At 36.1% G+C, this 19,560-nt stretch carries 18 protein-coding genes; 15 read left to right on the top strand and 3 right to left on the bottom strand.

The genetic code is table 11. The annotated features are described in order from the left end of the window. Window positions 1–19: 19 nt before the first annotated feature. From aroB to Bccel_RS09210, 3 genes are all read left to right on the top strand, one after another. The gene (gene aroB, locus Bccel_RS09220) at window positions 20–1,099 is read left to right on the top strand and encodes a 3-dehydroquinate synthase (protein WP_036938150.1); all 1,080 of its coding nucleotides are present in this window, start codon (window positions 20–22) and stop codon (window positions 1,097–1,099) included. A gap of 362 nt (window positions 1,100–1,461) precedes the next feature. Next, entirely contained in the window at window positions 1,462–3,474 is a 2,013-nt protein-coding gene (locus Bccel_RS09215; protein ID WP_050753315.1) for a leucine-rich repeat domain-containing protein, read from the top strand. A 23-nt stretch (window positions 3,475–3,497) separates the two neighbouring features. Continuing rightward, a complete protein-coding gene (locus tag Bccel_RS09210; RefSeq protein WP_152965970.1) occupies window positions 3,498–4,097 on the top strand; it encodes an S-layer homology domain-containing protein in 600 nt (199 codons plus the stop codon). A 24-nt stretch (window positions 4,098–4,121) separates the two neighbouring features. Here the strand turns inward: Bccel_RS09210 and mtnA are convergent, their stop codons facing one another. Then, on the bottom strand, window positions 4,122–5,153 hold the full coding sequence (mtnA, locus tag Bccel_RS09205) for an S-methyl-5-thioribose-1-phosphate isomerase (RefSeq protein WP_036938145.1): 1,032 nt from the start codon (window positions 5,151–5,153) through the stop codon (window positions 4,122–4,124). Window positions 5,154–5,365: 212 nt separating this feature from the next. On the opposite strand from mtnA, the gene Bccel_RS09200 reads away from it, so the two are divergent. From Bccel_RS09200 to Bccel_RS09175, 6 genes are all read left to right on the top strand, one after another. Further along, entirely contained in the window at window positions 5,366–5,605 is a 240-nt protein-coding gene (locus Bccel_RS09200; RefSeq protein ID WP_036938143.1) for a hypothetical protein, read from the top strand. A gap of 127 nt (window positions 5,606–5,732) precedes the next feature. After that, window positions 5,733–5,933 carry a DUF5665 domain-containing protein gene (locus tag Bccel_RS31385; RefSeq protein WP_242857000.1) on the top strand — a complete coding sequence of 67 codons (201 nt, stop codon included), beginning with the start codon at window positions 5,733–5,735 and terminating at the stop codon, window positions 5,931–5,933. Then, a complete protein-coding gene (locus tag Bccel_RS09190; protein WP_036938141.1) occupies window positions 5,926–6,567 on the top strand; it encodes a TraR/DksA C4-type zinc finger protein in 642 nt (213 codons plus the stop codon). The genes Bccel_RS31385 and Bccel_RS09190 overlap by 8 nt, the downstream gene beginning before the upstream one ends. Window positions 6,568–6,935: 368 nt before the next feature. Next, entirely contained in the window at window positions 6,936–7,889 is a 954-nt protein-coding gene (locus Bccel_RS09185) for a stalk domain-containing protein (RefSeq protein WP_036938139.1), read from the top strand. Window positions 7,890–8,077: 188 nt separating this feature from the next. Beyond that, complete coding sequence (locus Bccel_RS09180; RefSeq protein ID WP_036938136.1) at window positions 8,078–8,773, top strand: response regulator transcription factor; 696 nt, start codon at window positions 8,078–8,080, stop codon at window positions 8,771–8,773. Window positions 8,774–8,788: 15 nt separating this feature from the next. Beyond that, complete coding sequence (locus Bccel_RS09175) at window positions 8,789–10,513, top strand: ATP-binding protein (protein ID WP_036938134.1); 1,725 nt, start codon at window positions 8,789–8,791, stop codon at window positions 10,511–10,513. A gap of 45 nt (window positions 10,514–10,558) precedes the next feature. Here Bccel_RS09175 and Bccel_RS30200 read toward each other — a convergent pair whose 3' ends face one another. After that, complete coding sequence (locus Bccel_RS30200) at window positions 10,559–10,696, bottom strand: hypothetical protein (RefSeq protein WP_154673438.1); 138 nt, start codon at window positions 10,694–10,696, stop codon at window positions 10,559–10,561. A 9-nt stretch (window positions 10,697–10,705) separates the two neighbouring features. Continuing rightward, a complete protein-coding gene (gene dinB, locus Bccel_RS09170) occupies window positions 10,706–11,947 on the bottom strand; it encodes a DNA polymerase IV (protein WP_036938132.1) in 1,242 nt (413 codons plus the stop codon). 197 nt (window positions 11,948–12,144) lie between these two features. Here dinB and Bccel_RS09165 point away from each other — a divergent pair, with 197 nt between their 5' ends. The 6 genes from Bccel_RS09165 (at window position 12,145) to Bccel_RS09140 (ending at window position 19,557) form a co-directional block, all read left to right on the top strand. Next, a complete protein-coding gene (locus Bccel_RS09165; RefSeq protein WP_036938130.1) occupies window positions 12,145–13,356 on the top strand; it encodes a dockerin type I domain-containing protein in 1,212 nt (403 codons plus the stop codon). A 92-nt stretch (window positions 13,357–13,448) separates the two neighbouring features. Beyond that, the gene (locus Bccel_RS09160) at window positions 13,449–13,721 is read left to right on the top strand and encodes a hypothetical protein (RefSeq protein WP_036938128.1); all 273 of its coding nucleotides are present in this window, start codon (window positions 13,449–13,451) and stop codon (window positions 13,719–13,721) included. A gap of 295 nt (window positions 13,722–14,016) precedes the next feature. Continuing rightward, a complete protein-coding gene (locus tag Bccel_RS09155; protein ID WP_050753313.1) occupies window positions 14,017–16,611 on the top strand; it encodes a sugar-binding protein in 2,595 nt (864 codons plus the stop codon). Window positions 16,612–16,962: 351 nt separating this feature from the next. Beyond that, window positions 16,963–18,207 (top strand): TolB family protein, encoded by a 1,245-nt coding sequence (locus Bccel_RS09150; RefSeq protein ID WP_036938127.1) that lies wholly within the window; start codon window positions 16,963–16,965, stop codon window positions 18,205–18,207. Next, window positions 18,176–18,811, top strand: coding sequence for a YdcF family protein (locus Bccel_RS09145; protein ID WP_050753312.1), 636 nt, complete (start codon window positions 18,176–18,178; stop codon window positions 18,809–18,811). The genes Bccel_RS09150 and Bccel_RS09145 overlap by 32 nt, the downstream gene beginning before the upstream one ends. 8 nt (window positions 18,812–18,819) lie before the next feature. Continuing rightward, on the top strand, window positions 18,820–19,557 hold the full coding sequence (locus Bccel_RS09140; protein WP_050753311.1) for a L,D-transpeptidase: 738 nt from the start codon (window positions 18,820–18,822) through the stop codon (window positions 19,555–19,557). Window positions 19,558–19,560 lie beyond the last annotated feature (3 nt).

Here is a 19,560-nt window from a genome sequence, read left to right as displayed (position 1 = left end):
TTAAAAGAAGGTGATTTGGTTGATTAAAGTTAATATAGATCTGGGAGAAAGAAGCTATCCCATTTATATTACAACTGATTACAGCAGTTTGGCTAAAAGTATGTCATTAGCCAGATTAAACGGCAAGCTGGCATTAATAACAGACAATAATGTAGATAAGGCTCAGGGCGAAGCATGCATTGAGGCTTTAAAGTCAAATGGGCTTAAGGTATACAAGTATGTTATTGAAGCCGGTGAAAAGAGTAAGAATTTAGATACAATCAGGGAAATTTATAAGTTTCTCATTGATAATAAGTTTGAGAGAAATTCAGTTCTTATAGCTCTTGGAGGTGGAGTAGTAGGTGACATTACAGGTTTTGTCGCCGCCACCTTCTTAAGAGGGGTTAACTTTGTCCAGATCCCCACTTCACTATTAGCACAAGCTGATAGTAGTGTAGGAGGAAAGGTTGGGGTTGATTTTGAAGGAAAGAAAAACATAATTGGTGCTTTTTATCAGCCCAAGTTTGTATACTTGAATGTCAATACGCTAAAAACGCTTCCTGTCCGTGAAATCCAGGCTGGAATGGCTGAAATTGTAAAGCATGGTGTTATCAGAGATCCGGAATTCTTTGATTTTATTGACTATAATGTAAGCAAGATATTCAATTTCGATGAAGATGTGCTTCAATATCTGGCCAAGGTTAACTGCACTATTAAAGGATCAGTAGTGGAACAGGATGAGAAGGAAAGCGGCTTAAGGGCAATACTCAACTTCGGGCATACTATAGGCCATGCAATAGAGAGTGTATATGAATTCAAGTATTTGCATGGTGAATGCGTGTCATTAGGTATGGTAGCAGCTCTAAAAATGGCTTGTGATTTGGAAATGATAGAAGAAAACGATGTGCAAAGGGTAGTTGAAACCTTAGATAAAATAGGGCTTCCAGTTAGACTTGACCATATAGATGTGGATGAGGTATATGAGAGAATGTTTTTTGATAAAAAGGTTAAGGACAATAAGATAACTTTTGTATTACCTAAATCCATTGGTGAGGTCATTCAGTGCGTTGTTGAGGATGAAGCCCGTATTAAAAAGGCAATTAGTCACTTACAGTCCTGACAGGATGATTTAAGTCCTGACTAAAATATTAATAAAATATTACTAAGTTATTTATTTAACATTGGCTATTTAAAAGTACTTCATATTACTGGACGTTCTTTGGAATGACTAAAATATTACTTCAGATTTCTACGCGGAAGTTATATTTTAGTTATTACTAATATGCACATCCATGATTATGTGAAGTATTTTTTATTAACCAATTAACTGTAAAAAAGTGTATTTAACTATCTTGAACAAATATAAATTTTAATGTATTATTAAAATATAAGAATATGTAAACTATTTAACAAAATTAATATTAATTATATATATAATAACAACTTATAATATTAAAATTTTTGTATTGTGGGGAAATGAGTATGAGTGGACTTAAGAAGGTTATTTGTGTATTTTTAGCCTTTTTAACTATTTTGAATTTTGGGGGAATAGGTTTTATCCCAATAAGTTTTGATTTTAGTAGTTCTTATGCAGAATCAATCGATTATGATGATATAAGGTTTGAGGATGAGAAACTCAATCAAGTTGTTAGAGATTCCTTAAATAAGGATACAGGTGATAAAGTTAAACTTGAAGAGTTAAAGGAAATAAAAGAGTTAAATGCTGACAACGCTGGTATAAGTAATTTAAAGGGCATAGAGCTTTTATCGGAGCTTAATTATTTGTACTTGAACGACAATAGTATAGAGGATATATCTAGGATTAAAAGCCTCAACAAGTTGATCTGTCTTCAAATGTCCAATAATAATATTTCAAATATCTCTGGACTTGAGGGGCTTGCTAATTTGGAGTTTCTGGATTTAAGCGGAAATAAAATAGCAGATGTAACTCCATTGGCAAAATTAATATCATTAAAACATTTGAATCTTGGTGACAATGAAATTCAGGATATTTCTATGCTTGGAAACTTGGAGAATCTAGAGACTTTAGTGTTGAATGACAATAGAATTGAAGATATAGGTATAGTTCAATGTTACTATAATCTTCAAACATTAATTTTAAATAATAATGAAATAAGTAATAAGTCTCCAATAAATTCTTTGAGGTATAGCTTGATTACGCTGTATATTGGAGGTAATAAGCCCGGATTCCCTTTAAAAAAAGAAGATTTTCCATGTTTAAAGGATACTGATATTGGAGTTAAGGAAACACCAACACCACTGCAGACATCAACACCAATACAAACGTCAACACCAACAATTACTAAAATTCCAGATGGAACTTCGATACCAACTATAACACCAACATCTACATATGGGACTACTCCCACACCTACAGCAGCAGTTGTATTCTCACCAACACCTGTAACAGCTGGCTCAGCTACTCCGGCTACTACAGTAACTCCTTCAGTAGTGCCTACAGCGGGTATAAGTCCAACACCAACTAAGGCAGGAATTACACCTAAGGCTACTCCAACACCAACTAGGTCGGCACCGACAGCTACAATGCCGGTAGTAACGGCAACACCGCCGAGGACTACACCTACTGCTACTGCAACTGCTACAATTGTTCCACCTAGCACTGTGCAGCCAACATCTACACCAATAATTATTCCGTCGGATACTATTAAACCAACCAATACACCTGTACCTACCAGGAAACCTGTATTTTTTCCTGATGAAAACCTTGCAGAGGCTATTAGGGGGATTTTACCAAATAAAGTTTCGGGGACAGTGATATACCTTGATGAAATAAAAGATGTGAAGAGTATTAGTATACCTGAGGGAAAAGATATAGTTAGTATTCAAGGTCTGCAGTATTTCTATAAGCTTACGATGCTGAAATTAACGAATCAGAAGATTGAAGATATTACAGCTGTTGGTAAGCTTACGAATTTGGAGAACTTATATCTAAGCGGAAATAGGATTAAAAGTATATATCCGTTAAGGAATCTGCCTGAATTAAAAATATTGGATCTAAGCAGAAACCAAATAAACGATGCCAATTCATTAAGTTTGTTGTGCAGTTTTGAAAATTTGGAAGAACTGCATTTAAGCTATAACGAAATAGCTGAAGTACAGGGGTTGTCAGTAATAACGAGCCTTAGAATTTTATATCTTGACCACAATGAAATTAATGATTTTAATTTTGTAAATAATATGAATAAATTGGAGTGCTTATTCCTTAGCGGTAATAAATCCGATGATTACGATGTGATTGATGATGCTATAATTGAAGGATTAGGTCCTGATGGTGCTGATTTTATCAAGAAATCTACTCCAGTCCCTAGCCAAACCAATACAGTCAGTCAGACTCCAACTAATGTAGCACCTCAACAGACAGAAAGAACTGTGATCGCAAATCCAGTAATAATTGCTGATAGCAGGACACGGAATGATGCGACAACAAGTACCCAAGTGTTTCAAGTCCTGTAGTAACTCCTTTACCGGCTAATCCTGTGATTACACCAAAACCGACTACCATACCAAGCACAAAAGCAAGTATCGTGTTTAAGGATATAGTAGGGCATTGGGCAGAGAATAGTCTTATGAAGCTCTTTGAAAGGGGAATATTATCAGGCTACCCGGATAAAAGCATGAGGCCCCAATTGGAAATTACCAGGGCGGAGGCTACTGTCATATTGGTAAAATCACTAGCCTTGGACCCTTTAAACAGCAAAAAGTACAAGTTTAAAGATGATAGCAAGCTGCCTTCGTGGGCATATGGATATATTCAGAGAGCAGTTGAAAAGGGCATTATAAAAGGATACGATGATAATTCATTCAGGCCTATGCAGAAGGTGTCAAGAAGTGAAATCGTTTCGATGATAGTCAGGGCTTTTAGTTTCGATCATAAGCAAGGCAAAGGAATTGCGTTTATTGATTCAAGCACAATACCAAAATGGTCTAAAGACAGCATTATTTCCGCTGTAGAATTAGGAATTATCAAAGGTTATGAGAATAATACTTTTATGCCTTACAAGCATGTTACAAGAGCAGAAGCTGCAACAATTCTAGAGAATTCAATAAATATAATGGAAAAGAAAAAAGCCCCTTAGCGGCTTTTTTTCTTTTCTAGGGAATTATGGTGCCAAGGCAATTATATTATCCTTAAAAGGCGGATATATAATGCCTTTTTCAGTTATTATTGCACTGATGTATTTATTGGGAGTGACATCAAATGAAGGGTTTGCAACCTTAATTTCTGATGGGGCGATTTGTACACCCATTATATGTGTAACCTCACTTGATACCCTTTCCTCAATAGGAATGCTATCTCCCGATTCTGTCAAAAAATCAATTGTTGACAGAGGTGCTGCTACGTACAAAGGTATTTTATTCTCATGTGCCAATACCGCTACCGAGTATGTGCCGATTTTATTAGCTGTATCACCGTTTATTGCTATTCTATCAGCACCTACAATAACGCAGTCTATTACACCGGATTTCATAAAATGTCCTGCCATGTTATCGCATATTAATGTTACAGGAATACCATCCTGAGTAAGTTCCCAAGCCGTAAGCCTTGCACCCTGGAGATATGGTCTTGTTTCATCTGCATACACATTTATATTCTTGCCGGCATCATGAGCTGCACGGATAACTCCGAGAGCAGTACCATAATCACATGTTGCAAGGGCACCTGCATTGCAATGGGTTAGTATTGTAAAGTTATCCTTTATGAGGCTCAATCCGTTTTTACCTATTGCCTTATTAGCCTCTACATCCTCAGAATCCATCATTATAGCTTCATTTAGAATTGCTTGCTTTATTTCATCCAAGGATTTTTCCATATGTGAAAGTGCTGTTTTATAAATTCTGTCAACTGCCCAAAAAAGGTTTACTGCAGTTGGACGTGTGCTACGCAATATATTACAGATTTCTTCGATATTTTGCATAAATTCGCTTTTGGATTGTGTTTTTATGGACTGGGCTCCGATAGCTATGCCATATGCTGCAGTTACACCAATAGCAGGTGCTCCCCTTACTATCATATTTTTTATTGCTTCTGCTACTTCCATATATGTTGTACATTCTACATATATTTTTTGAGTTGGAAGCTTTGTCTGATCGATAAGCTTTAAAGCTCCATCTTTATATTCTAATGGTCTCATATAATAGCTCCTTTATGAATTCGTTAATGGCATTTCTTGCTGTAAACCCTTCTGTAACCAGTGTTATTATATATTACTGAAAATGTTTTAGCAATATTTTAGTTTTGAAAAAATTGGATTAAACGTTATGTTCCATTATAAACCTGCATTCGAAGTAAATATTAATATGAAATTTAGGTATATTAAAATATAAAAACTAACAAGGAGAAAACATGTCAATTATAGTAGGCACAGAGTTGAAAAGTGATCTTGAGGCTATGTATAAAATGACTGGAGACATTTTAACTAGAATGGATCTGGAGAACGCCAGGCTTGTTGATGCTGAAGTTATGAGGGAAATAAGACTTAAGATTTTGGATATGGAAGCAATACTTCAGAAGGATATATTTACATGTGATTACTTGATTTCTAAAGGTAAAATTTTAAGTAGCATAATGTGTGATATTCATTAATGGTGATAATTATGAATGATAAAAATAGGTTAATTGAAGTTATAAATAAAAAATTGGATAAGATCTCATTACACATGGAAAGTTTAAACTAGTAGATTATGTATATTATCTCGAAAACCCCAGGAAAATGCTATGGGCAAATTTTCTTGGAGGATTATCAAGGGGATTTGGTATTGCTATTGGATTCACTCTTTTAGGTGCCGTCGTAATATATTTTCTTCAAATAATTGTACGTTGGAAATTGCCTCTGATAGGAGAGTTTATTACAGACATAGTGAATATTGTTCAAGATAATATGAAAAGGGCGGGAGGAAAAATAAATGGATGATCAAATTATAAATTCCCTGAAAGAAACTTTAGCCAAAAGGCAGAGTGAGATACAGCATACTATTGAAATAATGAAGGAAAATAAAACAGCTGAGCAGGACAAGTATTCACCTACTGAGCTTTCAAATTATGATAACCATCCGGCGGATATGGGCACAGAGATGTACCAGGTTCAATTTAACAATGCTTTAAGGGTTCATGAGGAACATGAGCTTAAAGATATTGATGATGCTTTGAAAAAGATTGATGATGGATCCTATGGAAAGTGCGAATTCTGTGGAAAAGATATAGAAATTGAAAGGTTAAAGGCAATTCCTTCAGTAAAACTTTGTATAGATTGTGAGGAGGATAAACCGGTAACCCTTGGGATTTTGAAGATGGAAAGACCAAATGAGGAGTTGGTATGGGATGCACCGTTTGGAAGGAAGTACCTTAATAAAAGAGAAGATGATGAAAATGAAGGTCTGGACTATCTCAATGATCTGGTTAAGTATGGAACATCCGATGGGCCTCAGGATATGGGCGGGTATTACGATTATGAGGAGTTCTACACCAATGAAATAGATACACAGGGTATTGTAGATAAGATGGATCGTATATCAAATGAGCAATATAAAAGACAATTGCCTGATTAATCGGATGAGATACAAAAAATAATATTGTTTCAACATTCCTAAGGAATGCCTTGGAAATAACTTTGTATTCTCAAAGACAAAATCCAGACGATTTAACGGGGTTTTGGAGGATGAGAATCGGATGCTATTTCTTAGTCATTCCTAAGCAACTGTAAAAGATTAATTCTTTCAGTAAAAAATGTCGAAATAAAGTCATTTTTGGCGAATTAATATCTTACTTGGCGTTTATTATCTATAGTTTTCTATTTTAGGTTATTTTCAACTGCATTAGGCTTTTATTAAATTTTATAAAAAAATATGACTATGGTATAATATTCTTTGTTGCTTATTGTAGGTTTACATAAAAAAAGTGAAAAGAGGGGAAAACTATGAAAAAATTTAAAAAGGTATCATCTTCAATTGTGGTTGTTTTAATTATAAGCATTATTGCTGCAGGTATGGTCTGGAGCGTTAGTGCAACAAGAAAAGTTGATGCCACAGCAAACGACAACATTAAGATTTACTATGATGGAAATTTAAAAGCCTTTACAGAGACTGATGGTTCAAAGATATCACCTGTTATAATCGGTGGCAGAACATATTTGCCATTAAGAGCGGTTGCAGATTTGGTAGGTCTTGGGGTTGAATGGGTAAGTGATACACAGTCAATCAAGCTTACATCTAATAACTCCGGTATACCATATAAGGATAATACACCTGTTCAAACTCAGCCAAGTGCCAGCACAGCACCATCAACAACAGCACCGGTTTCAAGTACACCTGCTCCTGTGAATTCTTCTAAAAGTGCAGGAACTTTAGAAGATCCGATTAAATTGGGGGAAACTTTTTCATGGTCTGCAACTGAGAAGTATATAAATACTACAGCATCAGCAGATTATACATGTACTGTCAAAAAAGTAGAGCCTATCACATATGAAGAAGTAACAAAGTTGGGATTTAAAGTTACTTCTGATAAAGATAAGATTGAGTATGCAATGATCACTTTGGATATGAGTGTTTCAAATGCTAAAATTACATCAGGAGATGCTTATCTACATTTACCATTTATGAGATATGTTTCGGGTTCAAAAACACCATCAGGAGCTTCTATTATTGGAGGCACAGATTATGGTTTTGAAGGTAGCTTGAAAAAAGCAGCTGAAAATGTTAATAAGGATAGTCAAGGCTTTTTAAAAAAGATAAAAGCTGGTGAAGTACATAATTATAAATATGAGGGCAAAGTTATATTGCCTTTGGCAAAAGGTCAGGAAAACTATTTGTGGTTAACTAAGGACAGCAGCCTGGAATATTCGGTTAGGCATGCATTCTTTAAACTAAAATAAAAATAGTATCTACTCTGTATTACCTGTAAATAAATCCAGTTTTCAGCTGCCTAAGTGGCAGACTTTGAAAACTGGATTTGTTATTTCTAAGAATTTATGGTATGCTCTATATGCTACATCATTAAAAACATTTCATATTTTCTTTCAGTCTGGTATAATTTCATATATAAAATTATGGATGGTGAATCATGAAACCTAAAATTCTTGTAGTTGATGATGAAGCTTCCATCTGTGATCTTGTGAAAATTAACCTTGAGTTGGAAGGCTATGAGGTTAGTACTGCAGGGGATGGAGAAGCTGCTTTAAGAAGTATTGAATTAATAAATCCGGATCTTTTGATTTTAGATATTATGCTTCCCAAAATTAATGGTTATGATATTTGTAAAAAGGTTACATATGAGAAGGGTATACCTGTAATAATGCTGACAGCAAAAACAGACCTCATTGATAAGGTTTTAGGATTGGAGCTTGGGGCAGATGATTACATAACTAAACCTTTCCACGCCCGGGAGCTTGTAGCCAGGGTAAAGGCACTTTTAAGAAGGGTTTCTAAGGAAGTAAAGAATATTGAAGATTTAGGAAACCATCTAATTAACGGCTCGCTGGAAGTATTTTCTGATATGAGAAAGGTTATATTGGCAGGTAGTGAGGTTGAGTTGTCTGCGAAGGAATATGAGCTGGTTTACTTTCTTATAAATCATTTGGAGCAGGTTTTTACAAGGGATACTCTTTTGGAAAAGGTATGGGGATATGATTATTATGGAGATACCAGGACGGTTGATGTTCACATTCAAAGACTAAGAAAGAAGCTAAGCATTGAAAGTGGGGGAAATAACATAATACAAACCGTATTCGGTGTTGGCTATAAAATGGCCAGACAATGACAAAGTGGTGATTTAGTGAAGATTGGACTTAGATATAAAATTTTATTTACTAATGTGATTGTTCTGTTTTTGACATTTCTTATTGTAGCCTTGGTCCTGATAGAGGGGGTGGACAGGGTTAACAGGGAAATGCTTATTAATAATCTGGTTAACCAGTCAGAGATATCTGTGAGAACTATTAAGCAGAGTCTTTTAATGGATTCAGATGCTGATAATGTGGAAGGAAAATTTAACCTGAGGGCAGGTGACTTTGCGTCAAGGCTATCAAAGGAATCTGGCATTAGGGTAGTGATCTTTTCATCACAGAAAAAGCTTTTAGCAGATTCGGAGAATTCCAAAAATGAGGCCTTTAGTTTGGCTGAATTGGAAGAAGCCTTTAAGGAGGCCGGTAACAGGGCATACAGTCAGCGTGAGATGGATGGAGAGCAAAAGCTTTTCTTCGCATTTCCAATTATGCATTCCGGCAAGATAATTGGCGGAGTGTTATTTGTTAATTCCCTTTCCGACATTGAAAAAAATAAAAGAAATATATCAATTCTGGTCCTGATAGCTTTTCTGGCAGGAACAATAATTATACTTATTGTCAGCATAATTCTATCGGGGACAATCACAAAGCCCCTGAAGGTATTAAACCGTTCTGCCATGAATATATCCAAGGGAGATTATTCTAAAAAAATTCACATAAAAACAGGGGATGAACTGGGGAGTCTTGCCAATACTTTTAATTTGATGATGGATGAGGTTGCCAATAAAATAAATTCCATAGATTTTGAGAAGGCTAAACTTGGTGCCGTATTGGAAAGTATGGGTGAGGGTGTTGTGGCCTATAATGGGGATAATGAAATTATAGCCAATAATGCAATATCCAGAAATCTCTTTATGGAAGAACAGGAAGATTGGACATGTGGAATAGTTAAACAAGTAAGGAAGAGTAGACAGAGACTGGTAGTTGAGATAAATTTTAATAAAAGAAACCTTCTTGTATGTGCCACACTTTTAAACCATGATGAGCTAAAAGATGGAGTGGTTTTAATTATTAACGATATAACAGAGCTAAGAAACTTACAGGAAAAGCAAAAAAACTTTATAACTAATGTTTCACACGAACTTAAAACTCCCCTTACAACAATATTGGGTTATGTTGATTTATTAAAGGAACAGGGAAAAGACAAAAAGATATTTGATACATCAATTGCGTATTTGGAAAGCTCAGCGGAACGGCTTAAAAGGTTGGTTGATGATCTCATTGATTTATCCAGCCTTAAGAAATTCGAGTTTGAAATAGAAAAAAGAAGCATAGATATAACGGGACTTATTAAAGATACAGTTGGTCAAATGGCTTTGAAGGCAAAAAAGTTCAACATTGAAATTGAAACATACCTGCCCCATTTAGAACCTATAATGGTAGACCCAATAAGAGTAAAACAGGCTATTGTTAATATTTTGGATAATGCGATAAAGCACTCCAAAGAAGGAAAAATATCTGTGAAGCTATATGATAATGAAGGAAATGTACAATTGGATATAGAGGACAAAGGCTGTGGGATACCAAGAGACTTGATAGAGAAAATATTCGAGCCTTTTTACAGAGTAGATAAAGCCAGATCTAGAGAGATAGGCGGAAATGGACTGGGACTTTCTATTACAAGGGAGATAGTGGAAAAACATAATGGAGAGATAATTATAGACAGCATAGAGGGTGAAGGTACAACGGTAAGCATTATTCTTCCTTATGAGTAAAAGACTGATAAGCTTTACATCTAATGGGGTTGGAAAGGTTTTTAACTATGATCCCAACGACATGCTTGGCCTATCTACACTATATGCCTTCTCTTCACCATCAATATTCATTTTTATTTTAAGAGGTATAATTTCCCCATCCAGATTAAAATGAGCAATTACCTCGGCACTTATTTTCTTCATATGAAGCACCTACTTAAAGTATGATACTGGAAAAATAACATTATCTTCTATTGGATTGGCATTCAAGGCTTTATCCTTAAGCAAGAGAGCCCTTTGCACAGAATAATGGCCAAACCTTTTTCTTATTTCATCAATGCTGTATTCCAACTGCTCTTTCTTTTTCTTCTGTTTTTCATCATTAAAAATACTTAGCTGTACATTAGTATCAGCAGTAACAAGATCAGTGGCTCTCACTCCAATGCTGCGGATGGGCTTTTCCCAAGTATAGTTTTTAAGGAATATTTCATAAGCCTTTTCCGCTATAACATTTGCGATGCAACTACAGTCTGATAACTTCGCTTGTCTCTCAAAACTCTGCAGTTCTTTATCACGTATATAAATTTGAATAGTTCTGCTTCTAAAATTATGCCTTCTCAACCGTTCTGCCACGCTTTCAGATAATACATATAAAAGTATTTTTACATCTTCATTATTTACAAGGTCACGGGGTGTTGTCATGCTATTGCCTATGCCCTTAATGACTGAATCAAAATCTGACTTTGCAACAGGTGCCTCGTCAAAACCATTAGCAAATGTCCAGAGATACTCGCCCCATTTACCTAAGTACTTTTTAAGAAAGCCTATATTCAAGTTTGCAAGATCACCTATTGTATAAACTCCTATATTCGTAAGCTTTTTATTTGTGGACCTCCCAACATAGAGTAAATCTGACACCGGTAGTGGCCAAACCTTCTTTTTGAAGTTATCATAAGTAATAACAGTAGTTGCATCTGGCTTTTTCATATCGCTACCCAGCTTTGCAAAAATCTTATTGTATGAAACGCCAATACTGCATGTTATACCTAATTCATTTTTCATTCGTTCTCGGATCTCATCTGCAATTTTCTCTCCTGAACCAAACAATTTTGATGATTCCGTTACATCGAGCCAACATTCATCAACGCCGAATGACTCAACAAGGTTTGTGTAATAACTGTATATGTTTCTTGCCTCTTTGCTAAAATACAAGTAAAGCCTGTAATTTGGAGGTAGCACAACTAAATCTGGACACTTCTGTTTTGCTTGCCAGATAGCTTCACCAGTCTTAACCCCATGTTTTTTCGCTAAAATATTCTTTGTTAATATAATGCCATGTCTTTGCTCAACGGAGCCCCCAACTGCAACCGGTTTATCCCTTATTTCAGGACTATGTAAGCATTCAATACTGGCATAAAAGCTATTGAGGTCAGAATGAAGTATTATTCTTTCCATACGATTCCACCATTCATTGCGAACATGTGTTCTATAATGATTATATGGCGGAAAATTATTCTTGTAAAGGCCTAATTGCTATTCTTAGGTATTGTTTTTTAGTAGAGTTTATCAATACAAAATATTACAATTGAATGCATTTGCTTTTTAGTATAATATAACTTATACAGATCTATAAATTTACAAAGGAGGCATATATGGTTTTAACTAAAAAGAAAATTTTTTCGATATTTTTATTAATAGCTCTTACCTTTTCCTTTATTACAGTCTCTCAAGGTATAGGTGCAGCACCGCACAAAGTAAAATGGGCTGGTGTAAGAGAATCGGCATACGGAGTCAAAATGGCAGATATTAGCCAGTTTCCAGATCCGGCAGGATGGTCGAAGGCCATGAATTCAATGGTATCAAGGTGGCAAGGGGCAGTTCCTTCTGCAATTTGGCTTGTTGGAGAGGTTGATTACGGTACAAAGGGTACAACATTACAATTTACTTCACCAGGCGGTACATATGATTCAAAAATCGAATTTGACCCCAATCAATACAATGGAGTAAACCATGAAGCATGCCTGACCTATTTCGATACCCATGGAATAAAAGTATGGCTCCAGATAGAGCCAGGTTTTGCAAATGTACCTGATCAAATAAATGCAGTTCTTAAAAAGCTGGGTCATCATAAGAGTGTTCTAGGTTTGGCTATTGATGTAGAATGGTATAGAAAAGCTTCCGATGAAGGGGATAATGCCTATGTTACCGATTCAGAAGCAAAAAATTGGGAGGACCTGGTCAAATCATATGATAACAACTTTACTCTTTTACTGAAGCATTATGATCCGAAATATTTGCCGCCTTCATATCGCGGCGATATTGTATTCTGCTGTGATGATGAACAAAACGGCAGCCTGGACGTATTTTTGGAAGAGCATAAGGAAGTAGCAGATAGATTCTATCCAAATCCGGTTATTTATCAAATTGGATATCCCAGTGATAAAGCATGGTGGGGAAAATATGATGATGCACCCAAGACAATGGGTGATGCATTGGCTGCTCAATCAAACAAAGACCAGGAAATCGGCATAATGTGGGTGGATTTCAGTCTTTCTGTTCTGCCTTACATAGATAATGGTTTACCGTCAAAGGGGCCGGACCTGAACGGAGACGGAGCGATAAATATGGCTGATGTAATACTCATCGCTATGGTCTTTAATACAACATCTGAGAATTCGAAATATATACCTGCATATGATCTTAATGGAGATGGAGCGATAAATATGGCAGACGTAATAGCAATTGCATCGAATTTTAACAAGTTAGTTCAAAGCACCGGTACATCCACTGTAACCCCAACCAGCAAGCCTACCCCACACCAACTAACGGGCTGGATATTCCATAGGACTGGTCTGGAATTATAGGTGCAGGGCAAAGTCTTGCTGTTGGTGAACAGGGTAAGCCTGTAAAGACCACCAAACAACCTTACAATAACATCATGCTTTCAGTAGGAAATATGACAGGTTACCCTCTAGATCCAAACAGTAATCAAATATCAATGGTTCCTTTGATTGAACCCTGTGGAAAGTATGCCTCAAACTATCCCAGCTCCTATCCTGACAAACTGGCAGGTGAGACTCCACATTCCTGTATGGGAAATCAGATCACTGCTAGGGTCAAAGGTAAGTTTGGCCCAAAAAGCTCAGCCAAACTAAAAGAAGTGATAATGTCGGTTAAAGTGAGCAGAATACAGAAATATGATGTTGGAAAAATCATATTTCTGATATAATTTAATTACAAGGTTCAAAATGGATATAACTGACTAAAAAACTTCTACATATTTGTAATTTATATTAAGGCATGTATGAAAAATTACTTCCGCTTTCTAAGTGGAGTGTTGACGAGTTAAGCCAAAACATGAGCGAAATTTACAGCGAAAGTTATTTTTTGAACATGACTAAAGAATCAATTACTTTAATATTTTCTTATGCTTAGCTGTGTAATGATTCTATTTATCTAGTTCTAAGCCAAATTTAAAATTAAGATTTTTAATTAATAAAAATTTATATTAGGGGGAAGAAAAAATGTCAGATCATTTTAATGAAAAGACAAATGAAATGTCTTGCACCTGTGGGAGGGCAAAAAAGAAGCGTTTTAGCTTTAGAAAGTTGCTATATCCAATTATGGGACTTATTGCACTAATTTGGTTTTTTATACGTGTTATTCCAAAGCCAAGTAGGGCAACTTATCCTTGTCAGAGGGCTGCTTTCCCTATAGCATCTTCTTTTGTTATTTGGCTAACAGGTATTTTAGGTGGAATTGCAATTTTCAAGAAACTTAATAAAAGATTTGCAGGATCACGTTATGTTATGATCGGTACTGGTGCAGTTGCTTTTATAGCTGCAGTACTATGGAATTTTCAGATAATACCAGTTAATGATACTACAGCTGCTTTTACTTCTGTAAAGTTGCCCAAATCGGATGTTGCAATGATACAATCAACAAAAACCGATGTAAAGCAAATAGATTACAACGAAATAAAGCAGATGGTTACAGATGCTGTTTCAGCAGTTGGAGGGATTGACAGTGTTGTAAAGGATGGAGATACAGTTGTACTAAAGCCCAACCTTATAGTAACAAACGGTTTGGCTACCGAGGCAAATGGCGTGACAACAGATTGGCGTATAACAAAAGCGACAGTTGAACTGGTACGCAGTGTTAATCCGACCGGAAAAGTATATGTTATGGAAGGGGCTATTACCGATACCGCTACCATATTTAATTATTATAAGTATACACCTGCAAATATTCCAGGTGTTGATGGATTCTTACCAATAGAAAAAGACAGCGGTACATGGCAGGATAAAAATTCATCAGGAGTGTCTGTGGTAAATCTTCCTGATGGACTTTTACATAATGAGTACTACCTTAACAGAAAGTATAAGGAAGCAGATGTAGTTATAAGCCTGCCTACAATGAAAACCCACTGGAATGCCGGTTTTACAGGTGCTATTAAGAATGTCGGCATAGGTGCAACACCAGGTAATATATATGGAAGATCATCAAGAGATCCTGCACGTAATGATATGGTTAATCATGATACTGACGACCTTCATAAATGGATACATGACTTTTATAAGTGCCGTCCTGTAGACCTGGTAATTATGGATGGACTACAGGGCTACCAAAATGGTCCCTTCCCGTTCTACGCTGCAGGTGCTAACGGTAATCAGATGAACATGAGGGTTATACTTGCAGGTAAGGATGCTGTAGCTGTTGACAGTATTGCAACACTTACTGTAGGTTACGATCCCGAGTCTATAGGTTATCTGCGTTATCTTAATACAAGTAAACTGGGTAACATTGATCCAACTTGCATAAATTTAAAAGGTAAAAAGGTTGATGAAGTAAGAAAATATTTGGCAGGAACTACAACTATGGGGGTAACTAAAATTACAGATAAAACAGCACCACAGCTAACTATAAGTTCAGCACGGGCAGACGGCAACAATCTGAATATACAGTTAACTACAGACAGCGAAACGGTAAAAGAACTGGTTTATATAGACGGAAAATTATATGATCCTTCATCGACAACCGGTACTAGTAACATCAATGTAGATATTGCAGGATTAAGTGGAACCCATCAATTAACTGTGGAAGCATATGACCGTTACTTAAACCGTACAACCAAGACAGCTCAGTTTGCAGCCAATGGCACTTCCAGCCCTGGCATTACGCCTATTGCACCTGCAACTCCTACCAATGACCCTAGTGTAGGCTATAGTGCTCCAAGAGCGTCACAGGCACCAGTAATAGACGGTTTAGGAAATGAAAGCTGCTGGCAGCAGGCACAGTGGAAGGATATAAAGTATGTATGGCTTGGAGCAACTCCATCACCCAATGATTTCACCGGGCGTTTCAAATTAGTATGGACTCCGGAGAGGCTGTATTATCTGGTTGAAATAACTGATGATAAACTGTCCGCACCAAATACTACTCAGTTTAAGAATTACTATGATAATGACTGCGTGGAATTATTCATAGATGAAAATCATTCCGGAGGAGAACATCAGAACAATTATAATGCATTTGCATATCATATTGAGTTGGACTATGATATCATAGATAATAATACTTCAGGAACCCAAAGCCTTTACAATGATCATGCAAAAGTTTTGCGTACCAAAAATGGAAACGTATATACTTGGGAGATAGAAATGAAGGTATTTGATGACAAATATAATGAGAAGAGTACATCAAATGTACCTGTTACACTGACGAAGGACAAAATCATGGGTTTTGGTGTATCATATAATGACAATGATAATCAAATGACACGTGAAAGCTTTATCGGTTCTTTTGACATACCTGGTACAGACAAAAATGTTGCATGGAAAAATGCCGGCTTGTTTGATACTATAAAGTTGGTAGATTTCGGCACAGTGGCAACACCAACACAAAAACCAACTCCAACACCGGTACCGTCTTCTAAAACACCGGATTTGAACGGTGACAGGGTAATTAATATGGCAGATGTTATTCTTATGGCACAGACATTCAATTCTGTAGCGGGGGATGGTAAATACAAAGCAGCATATGACCTTAACAGTGATGGAGCAATTAATATGTCAGATGTTATTGCTATAGCATCAAACTTCAATAAAGCAATTGGTTAAGGCATGAATGAGAAATTTCTTCAGCTTTCTACGCGAGTGTTGATGAGTTAAGTCAACATATGAGCGAAATGTAAATGACAATAATGTAATAAATTTATCAGATTACAGATTATATAAAAGGTCGGAGATTTCCGGCCTTTTTGTTAATGTAAGGAAGCAGAATCCCAAGTGATAATGTTGTTGTAACTGTGGTAAATTTGATTTTTTTACAATTTTGTTACATCGGGTTTACCCTATTATAATAACTATGATGTATTATTATTACATTAAAAGGTTAATCACTTTTATATAAGTATGATAAAAATGTTTATAGGTTTTGAGAGTTTATTAAGAATAAGGAGAGGCATAAACTTGAATATAAGATTATCAGCTATTGTAACAGGTATTTCGATTATAATGCTGTCAGGATGCAGTTCTTCAGATAAGGTGACAGTCATAAAAGGCCCTGGTATTTCAAATAACAGTCTTTTAATAGGGTTGAGTGAGCTGTGTAAGGGGGATGTTGAAGGTTTTGCAGGTGAAAAGCTTTTGATAAGAGCTGATAAAAATAGCAGCGGAACAGAGTTTTATAGTATGGATGTCAGAACAAAGGAGAAAAAGCTAGTTTTTTCTTCATCTTATAAAGATAATTTCAAATTAAATATTTCAAAAGATTTTAAATATGCTATTTATGATAAAACACTTGTGGATATTGAAAAGAACAGTATTTCGACTCTGCCTCCGGTAAATCCCCAGGTTAAAAATGTTTTTCCCATATCGGGTGTACCTGACTATTGGTTTTATGGTGATCATGAGGTGTTGGTGACAAATCCTGTAATATATATGAACAGATATTTAGGATCAAAGATTTATGGTTTAATGAGTTATACCGGTACTTCCGGAATACAGCTGAAAAAGACAGGAGATATAAGAAAACAGCAAGAGCCGGACTTTAGAAATATAAAGGCTCCCGATATTAAGGGAATAAAAAATGCTGTTCTGGATTTTGATAGGTGCAGGTATATATTCCTAGGCACATCCGTCAAAGAAAACAGAGATGATCTCTATATACTTGATCTTTTTAAGAAGGAATTTATTCAAATAGATACCGATGTAGGTTTGTTTGAACTACACCCGGCAGGAAGCAGTATAGCTTATGTAAAGAATGAAATCGGTGATAATAAAGGGAAAAAATTAGTTGTTTCAGATATCTTGGGCAATGAGAAGAAAGAGCTGGATAACCAGGAGGATATTTCCGGAGTTTCCTGGTCCTTTGATGGAACGTGGATAGCATATTCAGGTGGAGAAAATAGCAAAAATGATATGAATATCGTAAAGGCTGACGGGACAAATAAAGAGCAGCTGACCCAGGGAATGAACCTTGATGGGAGTATATCTTGGGCTCAAAGCAATGACAAGCTTGCTTTTACGACAAATGGAAATGAGGTATATAAGGATAAGAGGGTTTATTTAATAAGTCTCAATATCACTTCCGGTAAAGTTACAGCCAATTCACAAAACATTGAGCCGGAAAGACAGAATACAGCATCACAGCTTGTAAGGCTTATGAGGGAGGTAACACAGGATGTTATTAAGAGCAGTTCGAAAAAAACGTGAACATGGAACTAAAAAGGATAAACGTTCGATTCTTAGGGTGATAAGAAATATACTTGTTGCTGTAATAACAATAATATTGGTTCCGTCTATAATACTATTTCTGCTTATATTTAATGGAGCAAAAAATACCAAGCCTCAAAATACAGATGTTATGATAGTATTAGGATGTCAGATATGGGGGGAGGGTCCCAGCGAGATGCTGGAATACAGGCTTCAGAATGCCTTAAAGCTTTATAGAAAAGGTATATCAAAGCATATCATTGTAAGCGGCGGCCAGGGTCCTGATGAGATAATAACTGAAGCTAAAGCCATGAAAAAGTGGTTTGTAAAAAATGGTGTTAGTGAAAGTGTAATCTATGAGGAGGACAAGTCTACCAGCACTTATGAAAACCTGAAGCTTTCCAAGGCGATAATGGATAAGAATGGATTTAAGGATGCAGTAGTTGTTACCAGTGACTTCCATGTATATAGATCTCTTTGGTTATCCAAAAGGCTTGGTTTTGAAGCACATGGTGCTCCGTCCAAAACTGTAGACCACCTAAAGCCTTATTATTACTCTAGAGAAATTGTATCAAATATAAAAAGTTTTTTATTGGATAGGTAGGTGAAACTATGAGGAAAGGTTATATTGCTGTATTGGTTTTGATTCCTGTAATTATAATTGGCATGCTAAATTTAAAGAATGTGGCTAGAGGGGTACAGGATGCGAGTGCTTATGCAAAGAATAAGGTAGAATTGGTTTTTGTAAAGCCGGACAACGAATGGAAAAACAATGAGGAACCGTCTAATAGGGTGCATTTGCGTAGTGTTAAGCCGGATATACCGCTGGATGAGCTTTTGAAGGATAAAAATATTGATAATAAAGATAGCTTTAATATATTTATTGATCTTGATAAAAGGACACTGTTCTTTAAATACAATGAAGAAATAATAAAACAATACGTAATTTCGGCTGGTAAAAAGTCGGAAGAAGGGAAAAAGGAGAAGGAAGGGGATTATAAAACACCAGTGGGCAATTTCTTTATATGCCAGAAGGAAGTATATAACCCGCCTAAGACTTACCTTGGAAGCAGGTGGATGATGCTGAGCTATCCGGGCTTGGAAGCAGCGGAGGAAGGTCTTAAGAAAGAGATGATTAATAAAGAAGTATATAACATGATCAAAGAAAGCTATCAGGACAAAACTATGCCTCCGCAGACCACTAAGCTTGGAAGTTATATTGGGATTCATGGTGGTGCAAGACCGGATTATCCAAGGGATTGGACGGCAGGATGTATAGGAATGTATAATCAGGATGTTGAAGAAATATACAAGTATGTAAAAAATGGGACAAGGGTTGTAATACAATAGATC

This window comes from Pseudobacteroides cellulosolvens ATCC 35603 = DSM 2933 (genome assembly GCF_001262605.1).
GTDB classification, from domain to species: domain Bacteria; phylum Bacillota; class Clostridia; order Acetivibrionales; family DSM-2933; genus Pseudobacteroides; species Pseudobacteroides cellulosolvens.
The sequence above is the reverse complement of the archived record's forward strand: the minus strand, read 5'-3'. Positions and strand labels throughout refer to the sequence as shown.